At 36.5% G+C, this 15,580-nt stretch carries 14 protein-coding genes; 5 read left to right on the top strand and 9 right to left on the bottom strand.

Annotated features, from left to right (window positions below; genetic code table 11):
* The first annotated feature begins 66 nt into the window (after positions 1-66).
* The 4 genes from mgtA to OLM53_RS02825 all read left to right on the top strand — a co-directional run bounded on the left by mgtA (position 67) and on the right by OLM53_RS02825 (position 5,391).
* Complete coding sequence (mgtA, locus tag OLM53_RS02810; protein WP_264521544.1) at positions 67-2,586, top strand: magnesium-translocating P-type ATPase; 2,520 nt, start codon at positions 67-69, stop codon at positions 2,584-2,586.
* 171 nt (positions 2,587-2,757) lie between these two features.
* Positions 2,758-3,693: a polysaccharide deacetylase family protein gene (locus OLM53_RS02815; protein WP_264521545.1), complete on the top strand. Its 936-nt coding sequence runs from the start codon at positions 2,758-2,760 to the stop codon at positions 3,691-3,693.
* 65 nt (positions 3,694-3,758) lie between these two features.
* Positions 3,759-4,340 (top strand): DUF6624 domain-containing protein, encoded by a 582-nt coding sequence (locus tag OLM53_RS02820; RefSeq protein WP_264521546.1) that lies wholly within the window; start codon positions 3,759-3,761, stop codon positions 4,338-4,340.
* A 181-nt stretch (positions 4,341-4,521) separates the two neighbouring features.
* Positions 4,522-5,391: a cation diffusion facilitator family transporter gene (locus OLM53_RS02825; RefSeq protein ID WP_264521547.1), complete on the top strand. Its 870-nt coding sequence runs from the start codon at positions 4,522-4,524 to the stop codon at positions 5,389-5,391.
* Between the two features lie 46 nt (positions 5,392-5,437).
* Here the strand turns inward: OLM53_RS02825 and OLM53_RS02830 are convergent, their stop codons facing one another.
* The 6 genes from OLM53_RS02830 to OLM53_RS02855 all read right to left on the bottom strand — a co-directional run bounded on the left by OLM53_RS02830 (position 5,438) and on the right by OLM53_RS02855 (position 10,133).
* Positions 5,438-6,163, bottom strand: a complete 726-nt coding sequence (locus tag OLM53_RS02830; RefSeq protein WP_264521548.1) for a hypothetical protein — start codon at positions 6,161-6,163, stop codon at positions 5,438-5,440.
* Positions 6,164-6,282: 119 nt separating this feature from the next.
* Positions 6,283-7,242, bottom strand: a complete 960-nt coding sequence (locus tag OLM53_RS02835; protein ID WP_264521549.1) for a sodium-dependent bicarbonate transport family permease — start codon at positions 7,240-7,242, stop codon at positions 6,283-6,285.
* 38 nt (positions 7,243-7,280) lie between these two features.
* A complete protein-coding gene (locus tag OLM53_RS02840) occupies positions 7,281-8,018 on the bottom strand; it encodes a carbonic anhydrase family protein (protein WP_319799857.1) in 738 nt (245 codons plus the stop codon).
* Positions 8,019-8,035: 17 nt separating this feature from the next.
* Complete coding sequence (locus OLM53_RS02845; protein WP_319799858.1) at positions 8,036-9,001, bottom strand: L-threonylcarbamoyladenylate synthase; 966 nt, start codon at positions 8,999-9,001, stop codon at positions 8,036-8,038.
* An 11-nt stretch (positions 9,002-9,012) separates the two neighbouring features.
* Positions 9,013-9,849: a DUF6671 family protein gene (locus OLM53_RS02850; protein WP_264521550.1), complete on the bottom strand. Its 837-nt coding sequence runs from the start codon at positions 9,847-9,849 to the stop codon at positions 9,013-9,015.
* Positions 9,849-10,133 (bottom strand): hypothetical protein, encoded by a 285-nt coding sequence (locus tag OLM53_RS02855; RefSeq protein ID WP_264521551.1) that lies wholly within the window; start codon positions 10,131-10,133, stop codon positions 9,849-9,851. Before OLM53_RS02855 ends, OLM53_RS02850 begins: the two co-directional genes overlap by 1 nt.
* Before the next feature lie 92 nt (positions 10,134-10,225).
* On the opposite strand from OLM53_RS02855, the gene OLM53_RS02860 reads away from it, so the two are divergent.
* Positions 10,226-11,149, top strand: a complete 924-nt coding sequence (locus OLM53_RS02860; RefSeq protein ID WP_264521552.1) for a LysR family transcriptional regulator — start codon at positions 10,226-10,228, stop codon at positions 11,147-11,149.
* 28 nt (positions 11,150-11,177) lie between these two features.
* On the opposite strand, the gene OLM53_RS02865 is transcribed toward OLM53_RS02860, so the two are convergent.
* From OLM53_RS02865 to OLM53_RS02875, 3 genes are read right to left on the bottom strand one after another with little or no spacing between them, the layout of a single operon-like run.
* A complete protein-coding gene (locus OLM53_RS02865; RefSeq protein WP_264521553.1) occupies positions 11,178-12,563 on the bottom strand; it encodes a TolC family protein in 1,386 nt (461 codons plus the stop codon).
* Complete coding sequence (locus OLM53_RS02870; RefSeq protein WP_264521554.1) at positions 12,563-13,909, bottom strand: HlyD family secretion protein; 1,347 nt, start codon at positions 13,907-13,909, stop codon at positions 12,563-12,565. The genes OLM53_RS02865 and OLM53_RS02870 overlap by 1 nt, the downstream gene beginning before the upstream one ends.
* A gap of 4 nt (positions 13,910-13,913) precedes the next feature.
* On the bottom strand, positions 13,914-15,578 hold the full coding sequence (locus OLM53_RS02875; RefSeq protein WP_264521555.1) for a peptidase domain-containing ABC transporter: 1,665 nt from the start codon (positions 15,576-15,578) through the stop codon (positions 13,914-13,916).
* Positions 15,579-15,580: the final 2 nt, after the last annotated feature.

Consider the following 15,580-nt stretch of genomic DNA (forward strand, 5'->3'; position numbering starts at 1 on the left):
CTTTAATTAAAACAACCTAACTACTTTGTAAGCATCAAGGTAAACCATTTAAAACAAATATTCCTTATGCAACCTACTGACGATACTACGTTTTGGCAATTCGACTCCTCCTATTGGTTCCAACAATTAGGAAGTTCAGACAAAGGCTTATCTCAAAAAGCAGCGGCTACCCTATTGCGCAATTCAGATAATCACAAAAAAACAGATACCCGATTACAGAAAGATATAAAATTGTTGCTTGGACAATTTAAAAGTCCATTAATGCTTTTGCTTATTGGTGCCGTATTGCTTTCTGCCTTTCTTGGCGACACTTCGGATGTGTTTATTATCTTGTTTATTGTGCTATCAACAGGATTATTGAGCTTTTTTCAAGAACGAAATGCCGGAAGAGTCGTGGAAAAACTGCAATCCATGATTACTCTAAAATGCAATGTGCTCCGAGAAGGTGTAGAAACGCAAATGAATGCCGAAAAAATTGTGGTGGGCGATGTGTTGTTATTCAAAGCAGGCGATATGATTCCAGCAGATTGTTTACTTATTGAAAGCAACGAATTGTATGCCAATGAAGCGAGCCTTACTGGAGAATCCTATCCCGTTAGAAAACAAGAGGGCAAACTAGAAGCTACTACAGAATTAGCCAAAAGAGTCAATTGCCTTTGGGAAGGAACCAATGTAGTCAGTGGTAATGCCAAAGCACTAGTCATTCAAACAGGCAGTAACACTATATTCGGCAGTATTGCTCAAAGTGCTACACGAAATGTAGAAACTACTTTTGAAAAGGGAATCAAAGACTTTGGGTTTTTCCTGATGAAAATAACTTTAGTGCTTTCCATCTTTATATTAGTTATTAATTTAATTAATCATAAAAGCCCTATTGAGTCAGCTCTTTTCGCTCTAGCCTTAGCAGTAGGCATGGCTCCTGAACTACTTCCTGCCATTACCACCATTGCCATGAGCGCTGGTGCCAAAAGAATGTTAGCCAAAAAAGTAATCGTTAAAAAACTAGCTTCCATTCAAAACCTAGGCGAAGTTAATTTGTTGTGCACTGATAAAACGGGGACGATAACCACAGGAACCATAAAAGTAAATGGTCTAGTCAACGGATTTGGCAATGAAAATGAAGAAGTAAAAGAACTCGCTTATTGGAATGCTTCCTTTGAAAGTGGGTACTCCAACCCTATTGACGATGCTTTAAAAGAAGTAAAAATTGCATCAAATACTGTACCTGTGAAACTCGGTGAAATACCCTATGACTTCCTTCGTAAAAGATTGAGCATTGCTGTAAAAAAAGACAGCCAATCGATACTAATTACTAAAGGAGCCTACAACCAAATCCTTGAAATCTGTACCCAAATAAAACTTGATAATGGAACTATAGAAGACATTGCATCTCATAAAACAGAAGTAGAAAAACGATATGAGCAATTTGGTGTTGACGGACTTCGAGCGATAGCCATTTGCTATAAAAACATTGGAGAAGAACCTATTGCTAAAGGTTTGGAAACCCAAATGATCTTTGCTGGCTTTATTTTATTAGAAGACCCTATCAAAGAAGGGATTGTGGAAACCATTAGTGAACTGAATAAATTACAAGTAGGGTTAAAAATAATTACAGGGGATAATAAAAACGTAGCCCTTTCGATTGCTTTAAAAATTGGCATCAAGAATCCTAAAATACTCACCGGTTCGGAAGTGTTTGCTACCAGTACCGAAGCCATGTATAAGCTGGTAAAAGAAACTCACATCTTTGCCGAAGTAGAGCCTCAACAAAAAGAACGCATCATTATGGCTTTGCGAAAGTCGTATACGGTTGCTTATATCGGTGATGGAATTAATGACGTATCTGCCATCAACGCCGCTGATGTAGGTATTTCTGTGGAGAATGCAGTAGATGTTGCTCGTGAGGCAGCCGACTTCGTCCTAATGAAAAAAAGCCTAATGGTCTTGGTGGATGGTATACAAGAAGGTAGAAAAACCTTTGCCAATACTTTGAAATATATCTTTATCAATACAGGGTCTACCTTTGGTAATATGTTTAGTGTGGCGATTGCTTCTTTGTTGTTACCCTTTTTACCGATGCTACCTAAGCAAATTCTCTTGATGAATTTCATTACCGACTTCCCTTACCTTACCGTAGCTTCTGATAATGTCGACCAAGAGCAACTAGACCGACCGGGCAAATGGGACTTAAAGTTTATCCGAAACTATATGGTAATTTTTGGAATACACAGCTCGTTATTTGACGTGATTACCTTTGCTACACTTTATTATGTTTTAAAAGTAAAGGAATCAGCCTTTCAAACGGGGTGGTTTATAGAATCTATCCTAACCGAGTTGTTTATTTTATTCATTATCCGAACCCATAAGAACTTTTTCAAAAGTAAACCCGGAAAATACCTGTTTATGCTAAGTATAGTAGGGTTAGTTTTGACCCTTTGTCTACCCTATTTACCCTTTGCTAATGATGTTGGTTTAACGCCATTACCTTTATTAAATCTTGGCGCTATGGTGTTAATTGTAGCTTTATATATACTGACAGCTGATTTGCTGAAAGTTTGGTTCTTTAAAAAGTACAGAAGTGCTTAAAATTCTTAAAAATCTGGCTTTTAAAAATAGGCATTAGGAAAAATTAATATTCTATGGGTTCGAAATAGTCTTTTAAAAAGTACTACATTAGTTATTTGAAAATAAGATTATCTGCTATAAACAAGCGACTTAAAACCACTGTGAATCATTTAAACAACCAATTAAAACCTAATGAAGTCATTATCTATTTCGGTATTACTGCTTTTTTTCTTCCACTATTCCGTAGCCCAAACTAATCCGAATTCGGTGCAAAGTGGTATGCCAGTTGAAATGCTTTTTCCTGGTGGGAAATCAAAAGCTTTGCTGTTGAGTTATGATGATGGAAGAACAGAAGACCGACAGTTAGTCAAACTAATGAATAAATATAAGGTCATTGGAACCTTTCATCTGAATTCGAACAAACTGGGAACCAAGGATTACTTGACTAAAGAGGAAATAAAAGAGCTTTACGCAGGTCATGAAGTTTCGGTGCATTCTTTTAACCATCCCAATTTAACCACGCTATCTAAACCCGACATTGTTTATGAGGTAATAGAAGACCGAAAAGAATTGGAACGACTAGTGAATTACCCTGTTAGAGGCATGGCTTATCCCTTTGGAAATAATAATCAAGTAGTACTTGATGCTATACATGGCCTAGGTATTGAATATGCTCGCACTGTTGATGATACGTATAATTTCAAAATCCCTGAAAACTTTCTTATGTGGCATCCCACAGTGCATCAATTTGCCAAAGCTCATTGGGAACCTAACCAACCTGAAAAAGACGCCAAAGAGTTAGCCCATTTTTATCAAATCATTACCGACTTTCTACAAACCAAAGAACTAGCAGTATTAGACATTTGGGGGCATTCCTGGGAAATGGGAAACAACCCCGCGTATTGGGAGGAAACCGAAAAGTTTATTAAAATGGTGGCCAATAATCCCTCGATTCATTACACTACACAAATTGATCTAGTAGATTACATCAATGCCTTTAGGAATCTTAAATTTTCTGTGGATAAAAAAATGGTTTACAATCCAAGTGCCCTACCCTTATATTTTAATTTTAATGGTAAAACCTATAGCGTCTTAGGAGGCAAAACATTGATTTTGTCAAAGGAATAAAAACTAATAAAACATTCAAAGCCTTTAAAGTCATTACTAATCAATTAGCATCAGAAACAACCTAAATGAAAAAACTCCTTTTATATAGCGTAATGCTTTTCTCTTTCTTAGCCTGTAAACCTAAAATTCCATACACGGAAACGATGAAATTAGATTTAAAGGATAGGTATGTAAAAGACCAAAAAGCACAGGAATACGACATAAAAAAAGTAGAACGAAAAGAATATAGCGATTCTATGGATGTGGAGTTCAATAAACTATGTGATAGGAATGCGCTAGTAGTAAAAAAATACTTTAAAGAATATGGTTTTCCAGGTATCCGAGAAAATGGCAAAGAAGCTTCATTACAATTTTGGTTACTAGTACAGCATGCGGACAATGATGTCGCTTTTCAAAAGAAAGTGTTGAAAGCCATGAAAAAAGAACTCCAATCCAATAACGTTAACAAACAAAACTATGCGTATTTGTATGACCGAGTGAGAAAGAATGAAAACAAACCCCAATTATACGGAACCCAAATGGTTTGGGATTCGATGGGTGTCCATTCCCCATATAAACTTAAATACCCCGAAAAAATCAACCAACTAAGAAAGGAAATGGGATTAGAAACTATGGAGGAATACCTAAAGTTATTTAACGAAAAGTAACAATCAAACAATTTGATTTATTGAACTGTACTAAAACTATAGCGCTAACTATTTTCTCCAAGCACTATTTCGATTCTTAATTCAACATTTGTGCGTATCTTTGACCGTATTGTATACAACGCATTAGTGCTTCTATATTCCCTAATCTCAAAGCCATAAAATGTGGTGATTTACCTCAAAGATGACAAACGAACAAACAGCCGTTAAAGCCACCTACTTTAGTATCATTGGCAATATAAGTCTGGCCATTATAAAAGGGGTAGCGGGTTTTTTTGGGAATTCCTATGCTTTGATTGCCGACGCTATTGAATCAACAACTGATATTTTTTCCTCTTTTTTAGTCTTGTTTGGCATCAAATATTCTAATAAGCCTGCCGATGAGAACCATCCCTACGGACACGGAAGAGCAGAACCTTTAATTACCTTTTTGGTAGTTGGTTTTTTAATTACTTCGGCCACTATAATTGCTTACGAAAGCGTTCAAAACATTGGTACTCCTCATGCTTTGCCTAAATCTTGGACCTTACTTATTTTACTACTGATTATTATTTGGAAAGAGTATTCTTTTCAAAAGGTTATGAAAAGAGCCAAACAAACCAATAGCTCCTCCTTAAAAGCCGATGCCTGGCACCACAGAAGCGACGCTATTACATCAGTAGCCGCATTTATCGGAATTTCTATTGCGCTCATTTTAGGAAAGGGATATGAATCGGCTGATGATTGGGCTGCCCTATTTGCTTCTTTCTTTATTGTATACAATAGTTATCTTATTTTCAGACCAGCACTTGGAGAAATAATGGACGAACATCGGTATGATGATTTAGTAGATACTATTCGGCAAGTCTCTTTAACCGTAAAGGGGATTATTGGAACAGAAAAGTGTTTTATCAGAAAAGCAGGGATGAAATACCATGTCGATTTACACGCTATCGTTGATGCTAACATTACCGTAAAAGTAGGGCACGATTTAGCTCACCTATTAAAAGATACGTTAAGATTGGAGATTCCTGAATTAGGACATGTATTAATACATATAGAACCTCACGACTAAAACAGACTTTGGTTATTTTCCTTTCTTAGCTGTATAGTAATTTCAGCTAGACCTCCTTTACTCCCACCACCTGTACACTCTTAGTCCTATCATCTTCCATCGATACAAAACCTTTTTTAGTAACTTTATAAAACTGGGTTTCTACTAAAGTTATCATTGTTCCTTCAGCATTAGGTAAACTAGGTAGCTCTAAAACCACCTTTTCTGGTAAGGAAACTTTACTTTCAAATACCCAATCAGAACTTACTGCTTCATGATTATTTGTTCTAAAGTTATATACTAAGTTATGAACTCTAAATCCAACACTATTAGAGTATTTAGTAAAAATAATAGTATTTAAATTTACCTCCAAAGTGTTTTCTAATAACGCATAATCAAGTACCATTTTAGTATCCGGATTAAACTCATAGCCAAGCAACAATTCCCTTCCTTCTTGGGTACTAAAGGCAGTAGCTAATTCTCGATTGCCTTTTTCGTTTAGCGTATCATAATTCAATATGCCCCGCATTTTCTTGGTGAAAGTATTAACTACTACCAAATTGTTTTGTTGGGGTAAAATGCCTTTCAAGGCTACTCGGACTTCTTTGCACAAAGAAGATACACGACCAAACTCACTCGCTGTTTTTCTACAATTTTCATATTGAGGTGAAGTTTTAAGTGCTTCTTTGGTAAAACCACTTATTTCACGAAGTATCATCATATCCCTCAAAGGATAAGCCAGTAAGTCATAAAACCTTGCCTTAAAAAATTCTTTTGTTAAAAGCTTAGCCATACTCTATTCTTTTTAAATACCTTTTCTTCGGGTTTTGTTCGGGTTTTGTTCGGGGTTGTGCTACCCCTTACCGAACAAAACCCGAACAAAAATCGAGCCAAACTATAAAAAACAGTATTTTAAGAAAGAATGACACTCAAATAGATAGGAAATCCAAGCGTAATATTAAACGGAAAAGTGATAGCCAAGGCCATGGGTAAAAACAATCCCGGATTGGCTTTAGGAGCCACGATTTTCATAGCGGCAGGAACCGCAATATAAGAAGCACTGGCAGCTAAGATGGCTAATATGAATCGGTTCCCCACCTCTGTGGTTACTAGCTGACTTAAGTAAGCCACAACACAACCATTAATCAACGGAATTAGTATGGCGAAGGCTACAGCAAACCAACCACTCTTGAAGAAATCGTTGAGTTTTTTACCACTAACAATTCCCATATCCAAAAGGAAAATAGCTAGGAACCCTTTAAAAATATCCGTAGTAAAAGGTTTTATTCCCATCGCTTGTTGTTCGCTGGCCAGCAAGCCTATAATCAAACTTCCTAAAATCAATAAGACACTCCCATTGGTTAAGGAATGTTTCAAAACTGAAGATAAGCTGGTTTCAGAGGCACTGTTTTTACTATACATTCGCATCAAAATCACACCTACTACAATAGCAGGTGCTTCCATAAGCGCCATCACGGCTACCATGTGTCCTCCAAAAGTGTATTTTTGGATTTCTAAAAAAGCCACCGCAGTCACAAAAGTAACGGCACTAACAGATCCATAAGCTGCTGCAATGGCTCCAGCGTTTTCAATACTGAATTTTCGTTTCAATATGAAAAAGCAATATAACGGAATCAATACAGCGATGCTCATACCAAAAATAACCGACCATAAAATAGCTGGAGTGAAATGACTGTGTGCCAATTCTTGTCCGCCTTTAAAGCCAATAGAAAACAAAAGATACAACGAAATGAATTTGGATGAATTCGGTGGTATTTCTAAATCGCTTTTGAGTCTGGTAGCAATAATACCCAATAAGAAAAACAATAAAGCAGGATTCGTTAGATTATCTAAAAGTAAGTTAAGGTTCATGATATTAGTGTTTTAAAAGAAATTAGTAAAGTATTGGTTTAGTCTAAAAACTGAAGTTCTCCCGTACGAAGGACATAAAAGGCACCTACTATTTTTATTTCGCCTTTTTGCTCCATAGCGCGTAGGATGTCACTTTTGGCTCGTATTTGAGCAATGGTGTTACGAACATTATTCTGGGCCACTAGTTTTACATAAGCTTCATTCTTGGATGATTTTTCGCCGTCAAAATTTTGACTCATGGCTACTGCTGGTTTTATATTTTGAAGCATTTCCGTAAGGTTGCCTAGCTTTACATCATCAATAGCTCCTTTTACCGCACCACAATGTTGATGTCCCATGACAATGATAAGTTTGGCACCAGCTACTTTGCAAGCAAATTCCATACTGCCTAGTAAATCGGTGTTTACAAAATTACCCGCTACCCTACCTACAAAAACATCTCCTATCCCTTGATCAAATACATCTTCTACTGGAACTCTACTGTCTACACAACTCAAGACCATAGCTTCTGGATATTGTCCTCCAGTAGCGGCTTTCCTGATGGTTTCTGAATGTTGTCTGATGGTAAGCTCACTATTTCGGAAGCGTTCGTTGCCTTCTTTGAATTGTTTCAGCACTTCATCCGGAGTTATAGCTTGCTGTTCTTCTTTGGTATGCACCGAATGGTTGATGATAGTTGCTTTGGAATAGTCTAAATTGGCTTTCGATTTACAACCACTAAACAGTATGCCTACTGTCATTAAAATCAATAATGGAATTCTTTTGTTGTTCATCATTAGTATTAGTTTAGTTTTTAAATTGTATTCTTAGCCGTAGCCGCTCTTTTTAGTCTGTCGTTAATAGCTCTTCCGAGTTGATTGTCAGGAAACCGTTCTACCAGAATCACATCGAGTGGTAAAGCATCTAATCGGTGGAGAGCTGCATATAAATTAGCTGCCGCTTCTTTTAAATTGCCTTGCTCAGAGAGTATTTCTTGATGTACTATCTTTTCATCTGTTATTTTCGTGTCAAAAAGCAATAGTCCTATTCGTTTCCCTTGATGTAAATGGAGGACTTCTTTTACATTGGAAGTCATTATCGTTTTGGTATTTGGGGCATAATGCCTAGCCATCATTCCGGGGGCGTTGGGATGTTGTTCTTCGAAATTTTTGATAGCGATAGGTCCAATTTCATTTTCAATGTCTTCTAGCGCAATAGCGCCTAATCGGTATAAAATAGGCTGATGGTTTTCAAATCCGATGATGGTCGATTCTAATCCGTTTTGACAACTTCCTCCATCCAAAACCATAGGCAATTTTTCTTGAAAATAATGATCCACATGAGAGGCTGATGTTGGGCTTATACAACCAAAGGGATTAGCACTGGGTGCTGCCAAAGGAAAAGGTAATAATTGTAATAATTTAAGCGTTAGCGGATGATTGGGCATTCGTATGGCAACGGTGTCTTTTCCTCCTGTTATGATAGTAGGCACCGTTTCCTTTTTCTTCAACACTAAAGTTAAAGAGCCTGGCCAAAATTTGTCCATTAGTTTTTGAGCCAATTCAGATACATCAATAGTTAAATCTTCTACTTGATCCCTACTGCCAATATGCACAATGAGTGGATTCACCAGGGGTCGATTTTTTAAAGCAAAGATGTTGCTGATGGCTTTTTCACTATATATATTACCCGCCAAGCCATATACTGTTTCCGTAGGAATGGCAACATTTTGATTATGGTATAGTAATTGGGCCGCTTGATATAGGTCGGTACTAATCATAGTAATTTAAATTAGGGGTTACATAAGTCACAATAAGTGGGGTCTTCTTTGGTTTTTTGATGAGGATATAACACCTCATGGCTATAGTTGCATTTTTTACAGGTGTATAAAAAACTAAGTGTAGAGGCTGTTGGAGTATTACACCAACTGCAGGGCAATCCGGGTAAAGCTTTTGAAACCGTAAAACCAGGTGTTGCACAGTCAGGACATTTTGATAATAGGGCTTGCAAAAGTTTTTGAGCGGTTTTTTCGATTACCTTCATTCGGGTTGGGTTGCAATGGGCTCGCATATCAGTCTCCACATAAGCGCTACCATAGGCCTCTTTAAAGTCTTGAAAATGTCTTTTTAAATCTGCCAGATTCGTAATTCCTTTTTCTACTTGGCTGTAATCTTCTTCAGCGGGTTTTAATATGAGTCCGTGTGAAGGAAAATTAACGCGTTTGGCAAACTCAAGTAAATCAGGTTCATTAGTAATGGTTGCTGCGCTAAAATTGGTGTCCATGCTAATCTCTCGCACTACTATTTCTAAATCGTTTTTAGTATCCATCAGCATCATTAGTTCCTCATCCGCTGCCGCAAAAAAAACCGATGGATGAGCGCCAAACGAACCTTCACTAGCGATAACCAAATCAGCATGATTCTTTCCCATAGCAAGGAGGCATTTATTTCGAAGAGTCGTCAGCGCATCATCTTTTCTTGGAACTTCTCCAGAGAAGGTCCCTAAAGCATCGGTATCAAATTTATCCGTGACAAAACAGGAGACGCCCAGTTCTTTTTCAAACAGCGGAGCAATGACTTGCTCTTTATGATGTTTTGTTGCGATAAGTAATTTTCGGTTCAAGAACATTATTTAGTAATTTCGATAGCGATACTACTTTTAATAACTAAATGGCATCCTTTTTCTTTAGCCATAGCAATAAATGATTTCATATCATTTTTGGTTGCTATCAACTCCGAAATGCGTTTTTTAGAATGTTCAATATTTCGGTCACTACGGACAAAGTGGCTAAAGTCATCCAAATTATGATAGTTAATTTTACTGGTAATAAGATTCGTCAGTACAGCATTGGCCTCATCTGGGCTAAAAATGCCATCTATAAGTTGGAATTCTTTTTTTTCTATGGCTTCCATTAATTAGTTGTTTTAAAAACTCATGGCAAAATTGTGCATTATATATCATATATTTTTATTTATATTTGTTATGATATACATAAACATTATTTATGAATTATACGTTACATCAGTTGCAAGTGTTTTTAAAAATCACACAAACCAAAAGCATCACGAAAGCTGCAGAAGAACTGCATTTGACCCAACCCGCAGTATCCATTCAGTTAAAAAATTTGCAAGATCAATTTGAAATTCCGCTAACAGAAGTGATTGGCAGACAATTGTATGTAACCGAATTTGGTAAAGAAATTGCTTTAGCTGCTGAGAATATTATCAATGAAGTTTATAACATCAACTACAAAACCTTTGCCTTTAAAGGAGTGCTTAGTGGTAAGTTAAAAATATCCGTAGTGTCTACAGGGAAATATGTACTACCTTATTTCTTATCGGATTTTATGAATAAAAATACCGGGATTGAGCTGGAAATGGATGTGACCAATAAATTGAAAGTGGTCAATTCGCTAAAGAATAATGAGGTCGATTTTGCTTTAGTATCTACTGTTCCTTCAGGAGTTGAAGTGGAATCAGAAGTACTCTTAACCAATAAATTATTTTTGGTAGCCAATAAAAACAGTGCTTTTCCAGATGTTAAGAAAACTGATCAGTTCCTATCTAACACACCACTAATTTATAGAGAAGAAGGCTCGGCCACCCGAATTGCGATGGAGCAGTATTTAAGTCAACAAGGCATTGAAGCCAAAATGAAATTGCAGCTTACCTCCAACGAGGCAGTAAAACAAGCGGTAATTGCAGGGTTAGGTGTTTCCATTATGCCCTTGATAGGATTAAAAAACGAACTAGAGCATGGTACAATTAAAATTATATCTTCTAAAAAACTGCCTATAGTGACTAACTGGACCCTTATTTGGCTAAAAAGTAAAAAAATGAGTCCAGCAGCGACTGCTTATTTAGCGTTTATTCGACAAGAAAAAGATAGAATTACAAGCGAACATTTTTCTTGGATAGATAGCTATTAACACTTTGATTCAAATCTCAATCCCGTTCTTATGGATTTCCCATGATACTATACAAAGCGGCATTGGATTCAAAAAAACGGTTTTCTATTTGGAGTTGCGCTAGTTGTGCTGAGACTAAATTGTTCTCTCTAGTATTGATTAAAAAAAGAGAACTTTCGCCAAAAGAAAAGAGCCTATCTTCTGAAGCCAGCATAGTTTCGTTGTCTTTGGCTAAACGAACAATTAGTTCTCGTTGCTTTTCTAAAGATTGAATTTCTGTTTGTTGTCCTTTTATTTTATTGCTCAACTGCAGCCGTTCCAAATCTAAATTGAATTGAATGTCTTGAAGTTTATACTTAGTCAATTGCAAACTACCTCGCTCTTTGCGTAAAAACAAAGGGAAAGAAAAGTTAACCCCTACTTTATAATCTTGAAACCTATAGTTGTCAATATAACTGGGCTCAGACAAATAGGAATACCCTAAGTTTATTTTAGGCAAAAGCATATTCTTTTTGAGTTTAAGTTCTATGCCTAACATTTCTATTTTACTTTGGAGCGCGTTTATCTTTGGATGTTTTTCTAGGGTTTGATTGGCCATCATTAAGTCATTAATTCGCAAGGTTTCTTTTATGGTGGCAATCAAGTTTTCTTCAGGAATAATATCATCTTGCAACTCCAGAGGAATATTATTTTCTAGCCAAAGGAAGTTAGAGAATTCTAATTTGGTCTTAGTCAATTTCAATTTAGATTCTTCCAAACTCAACATACGGTTTCTGACGATAATACCCGCTTCAACACTATCAATAGCAGGTTTATCGCCCTGTTCTATCAATTTGGCAATCCCTTTAAAACGTTCTTGGGCATTGGTTAAATATTTTTGATAGAGTTGTACCTCACTGAAGTTCCGCTTCCAATTAAAATAAGCTTTAGATGCTTCTTGTAGCAACGCCACTGCCGTCAAATTTCTCTCGGCTTGACTCAATTGTACTTGAACCTTAGCTCTTCGTAAATCCGCCATTCGTTGATTAATTAACAGCCCTTGACCAAGAGGAACGGAAATTCCCAATGAGGTTAATCCCTGATTAGGAACTGTATTTTCTGGGTTAAGGTATATGCCATCATTGTTATCAAATCCGGCTTTGATTTCTATACCATACCAGGTTGGGATTTTAAAACTGCTATTGAGCAAGGAGTAGTAGTTATTGTTTTTGAATTGCTTGTGCTCATAATCTACTTCAATCTTAGGATCAAAACCACCACGCGCCATCATTAAATTGGCTTGAGCCGAACTGATTTGTAGATTGGCACTTTTAACCAAAGGATGGTATTTTTTGACATAGCCTAAAAACTCATCGAAGGTAAGCTCTTTGGAAACATTGGCTTGACTCCATGCAGAAAGACTGAAAAGAAGAATTCCTAAAACAAATGCTTTCATTATTTCTTATCTTTTTGAAGGTTAGCTTTGGGTTGGTAATAATTAGGTGGAAAACCATTAAGGGTTCGCCACAGTTCAAACCAAACGGGAACATTGTCGAGTAAAGCCATGGTTTGTGCACCAGAACCAATACTGATTTTAGTTGGCCAAGGCACATCGTTTTCATCAGGAGCAATTAACACTCTAAACTTTCCATTGTCACTTATGAAATTCTCGATAGCTACAATTTTCCCACCATAGGTACCATACGACATATTGGGCCAACCCGAGAAAACAATGGTAGGCCAACCATCAAACCAAACCCTTACTTTCTCCCCTTTGTGTAGTAACGGTAAGTCGGTTGGATTGACAAAAGTCTCTACAGCAATATCAAATTTAGAAGGCATAATGCTTACGATTTGGGTGCCTTCTTTAATAGTTTCCCCTATCCCCGATTGCAAAGCTCGATTGACATACCCACTTTGTGGGGCTTTGATATAATACATTCCATTACGGATTTGGTAATTCGCATATTGATTTTGGAGTTTATTCACTTGCGCTTCGGTATCATATTGACTACTTAGTGCTGTGTACTGGTCACTTCTTGCCTTTTGTTCTTTTTCACTATACTCCGCCATAATACGGTTTACTTCTACTTTGGCGTTTAGCAATTCGTTTTCACTAGCCAATAATTTATTTTCTTGCGTGATAATTTTAGCCTCTACTTCTTGAAGTTTTAAGCGTTTCTCCTCTACATCAGTCATCGGTTTTAGGCCTTCTTTGTTCAATGATAGTGAACGATTGAACTGTGTAGTTGCAATTTTAATTTGGGTTCTAACAGCTACCAAGTCCATACTGTCGCTTTTTATTTTAAGCGTCGATTGTCTGATTTTATTTTTGGCTTGTTGCATCTTTAATTGACGTTCGTTTTGTATAGCTGCAATTTGAGCCTCAAGCGAAGTTACTTTTCCACCATAGGATTTACCAGCCATTTCTTTGGCTTTTAGTTGGCTTTGAGTGTTTTTTACCAAATTAGGATCAAGATAATCCTCTTTGGTTTCCGAAATAAAAAGTATGGTATCTCCTTTATTTACAAAGTCGCCTTCTTTGACATACCATTTTTCAATTCTGCCAGCAATAGCAGAGTGAACCGTTTGAGGTCTTTGCCCAGGTTTTAAGGTGGTGACAGCACCACTTCCAGAGATGTTTTGTGTCCAAGGTAAAAACAAAATAACGACAGCCAGAATAGAAACGGCTACTATTATTTTGTTCAGAATACGATAATGGGGGCGTTCACTTAAACTTTTAAAGGTGCTGTATCGTTCTATGTTTTCAGCTATATTAGTTTTATTTGAAATGTTAAGCATACTTTTAGTGTTTAATGTCATTAATGATACTTCCCTCACTCATGGTAATGCTTCGATTGCATTTTTGTTTCCAATAGTCATTTTTAGAGGATACTATTAAAGTCCAATTATTTTCTTTTGATGTAATGAAATCAATTACTTCGTTAGCAGTAGCATTGTCCATTTTATCTAAAGCATCTTCATAAAAAAGGATTTTAGGTTTATTGATGATACTTCGAGCTAGTAGAATTTTTTGGGCATTCGAAGAAGAGAGTTGTTTGCCTTCTGGGAAGATTTTAGTATCTAATCCTTTGGGTAAAGATTTGATAAAATCGCCTAGTTTAAGACTATCAATCGCCCATTTTAAATCTTCTTGTGTTATCAATGGGTTGTTAAAAGTGATGTTCTCCAGGATGGTTCCTTCAAAAGGAGTTTCACCAGTTATAATAGTGCTGATTTGGGAACGAAACTGTTCTAAATCTATTTTTCTATACGTATCATCATTGATATACAACGAACCTGAGGTAGGCTGAAGTAAGCCAGATAAAATCCGAATCAAAGTCGTTTTACCCGAGCCATTGATTCCTTCTAAATATATTTTATCCGATTGATTGATCGTTAGGTCTATTTTTTCCAGTACATAATCCGTGGCATCTGGAAATTTATAGCTTAGGTTTTCTGCTGCTAACTGAATGTTGGTGTAACAATAATCGGCTGTTTTTACCGGTGTTTCTTCTATTTCTAAATCGGTAATTTGTCCTATTTTTTCCACTGCGGTCAATACATCATAAAGTGTTTCTAACCCAATAACTATTTTCTCAACAGAATTAATGACTAATAAAATAATGATTTCGGCAGCCACAAACTGACCAATATTCATCTTTTGATTCAGTACCAAATACCCTCCTATTAATAATAATCCGGCGGTAATGATGATTTTAAAAACAATCAGTTGTGTAAACTGTCTTTTGATAATAGTAAAGTGTTTTTCTCTATAAGACAAGTATTCTGAAACCAAACGATCATTTTTACTTAGGGCAAAATCAAAGTTGGAAGTTCTTTTGAAGCTAAAATTATTTCGTGCCATTTCTTGCAACCAGCTCACTACTTTGTATTTGTATTTAGATTCCTTCATACTGGTAGAAAGCCCCGAATTATAGGAAAACTTAAAGATTACATACAACAGCAACAACAATAAGAAACCAAAGAAAATAAAGAAAGGATGGTATAGCGAAAGCAGGAGGATACCAAAAGTAATTTGTAGTAACGCTGTCGAAAAGTCGATAAGCAATTTCGTAGCCCCTTTTTGAATGGTTATGGTATCAAAAAAACGATTTGCCAACTCTGGTGGGTATTGATTATAGAGTTCTTCTGTTTTTATTTTAGGCAATCGAAAGCCAAACTCAAAAGAAGAACGTATGAATATTTTTTGTTGCAAATTTTCGGTGATACGCAGTTGCATTAAGGACAAAATACCCACTAATGCTACACCAGCAATAACTATAAAGACCAGTACAATCCATGAGACACTTACTCTGCCCGATTGAATTAGATTGATAATGGCTTGAATACCCAAGGGAAGGGATAAACTGATTAGTCCAGCAAAGATGGCGTAAAAGAAGATTTGGGAGATGTCTTTTCTATCCAGTTTAAGGAGGCTTATTAATCGTTGAGAGGCTGTTTGTGTCATAG

This window comes from Flavobacterium sp. N1994 (genome assembly GCF_025947145.1).
Lineage (GTDB): Bacteria > Bacteroidota > Bacteroidia > Flavobacteriales > Flavobacteriaceae > Flavobacterium.

What these genes read in the sequence shown, in the direction of transcription:
- mgtA (WP_264521544.1), top strand. Translation starts at nt 67, where the DNA reads ATGCAACCTACTGACGATACTACGTTTTGGCAATTCGACTCCTCCTAT.
- OLM53_RS02815 (WP_264521545.1), top strand. Translation starts at nt 2,758, where the DNA reads ATGAAGTCATTATCTATTTCGGTATTACTGCTTTTTTTCTTCCACTAT.
- OLM53_RS02820 (WP_264521546.1), top strand. Translation starts at nt 3,759, where the DNA reads ATGAAAAAACTCCTTTTATATAGCGTAATGCTTTTCTCTTTCTTAGCC.
- OLM53_RS02825 (WP_264521547.1), top strand. Translation starts at nt 4,522, where the DNA reads ATGACAAACGAACAAACAGCCGTTAAAGCCACCTACTTTAGTATCATT.
- OLM53_RS02830 (WP_264521548.1), bottom strand. Translation starts at nt 6,163, where the DNA reads ATGGCTAAGCTTTTAACAAAAGAATTTTTTAAGGCAAGGTTTTATGAC.
- OLM53_RS02835 (WP_264521549.1), bottom strand. Translation starts at nt 7,242, where the DNA reads ATGAACCTTAACTTACTTTTAGATAATCTAACGAATCCTGCTTTATTG.
- OLM53_RS02840 (WP_319799857.1), bottom strand. Translation starts at nt 8,018, where the DNA reads ATGATGAACAACAAAAGAATTCCATTATTGATTTTAATGACAGTAGGC.
- OLM53_RS02845 (WP_319799858.1), bottom strand. Translation starts at nt 9,001, where the DNA reads ATGATTAGTACCGACCTATATCAAGCGGCCCAATTACTATACCATAAT.
- OLM53_RS02850 (WP_264521550.1), bottom strand. Translation starts at nt 9,849, where the DNA reads ATGTTCTTGAACCGAAAATTACTTATCGCAACAAAACATCATAAAGAG.
- OLM53_RS02855 (WP_264521551.1), bottom strand. Translation starts at nt 10,133, where the DNA reads ATGGAAGCCATAGAAAAAAAAGAATTCCAACTTATAGATGGCATTTTT.
- OLM53_RS02860 (WP_264521552.1), top strand. Translation starts at nt 10,226, where the DNA reads ATGAATTATACGTTACATCAGTTGCAAGTGTTTTTAAAAATCACACAA.
- OLM53_RS02865 (WP_264521553.1), bottom strand. Translation starts at nt 12,563, where the DNA reads ATGAAAGCATTTGTTTTAGGAATTCTTCTTTTCAGTCTTTCTGCATGG.
- OLM53_RS02870 (WP_264521554.1), bottom strand. Translation starts at nt 13,909, where the DNA reads ATGCTTAACATTTCAAATAAAACTAATATAGCTGAAAACATAGAACGA.
- OLM53_RS02875 (WP_264521555.1), bottom strand. Translation starts at nt 15,578, where the DNA reads ATGACACAAACAGCCTCTCAACGATTAATAAGCCTCCTTAAACTGGAT.